Source organism: Caldisericia bacterium, assembly GCA_026414995.1.
Lineage (GTDB): Bacteria > Caldisericota > Caldisericia > B22-G15 > B22-G15 > JAAYUH01.
This window is the reverse complement of the sequence record JAOAHY010000049.1, coordinates 1-552: the sequence shown is the minus strand read 5'-3', so window position 1 is coordinate 552 and position 552 is coordinate 1. Positions and strand designations below refer to the sequence as shown.

The 552-nt window shown below is 17.2% G+C and carries 1 protein-coding gene; it reads right to left on the bottom strand.

Features of this window, described 5'->3' with window-relative positions; all coding sequences use genetic code 11:
• On the bottom strand, positions 1 to 480 hold a 480-nt coding region (locus N3D74_06730), incomplete at its 3' end, for a hypothetical protein (protein MCX8095858.1).
• Positions 481 to 552: the final 72 nt, after the last annotated feature.

The following is a 552-nucleotide window of genomic DNA, read 5'->3' as shown; positions in this document are numbered from 1 at the left end:
ATCTTTATTTAAATAAATATAAAAGAAATCAACAAAATCTAATTTATTTATTTCACGAGAGATTCTTTTTATTAAAATATCCCTATTTTTAGAATCAAAAAGAATTTTGTTCACATTTCTAAGTATCTCATATAATCTCAATTTTTCAAAATTTTTATCATTTTTTCTAATTTTTTTACAATCAAAAACTGCAAAACATGTTAAGTTTTTATCTATAACAAATTTAATTAATTCTACATTTTTAAGAATTTTATTTTTAATTTCTTTTACATCTTTACCAATTAATTCTGAATTATTTAAATTAAATGTTTTTATAAATGATTTATTAATATCAGAAATAACATACTCTTTTTTCTTCTCTTGAAGATTATAAATTACATCACAAATTATTAAAGGAAGTGGTATTTTATTAAAGCACTTTATAAAAAATAAATTCTTACTATAATTTTTTTCTATTGAAATTTTATTAATTTTTTTCAATTTTTAAAAATTTATTTAAGAACTAATTCAATTGGAGTTGATTGTTTTAAAGGAGAACCACCTGTATCAGAT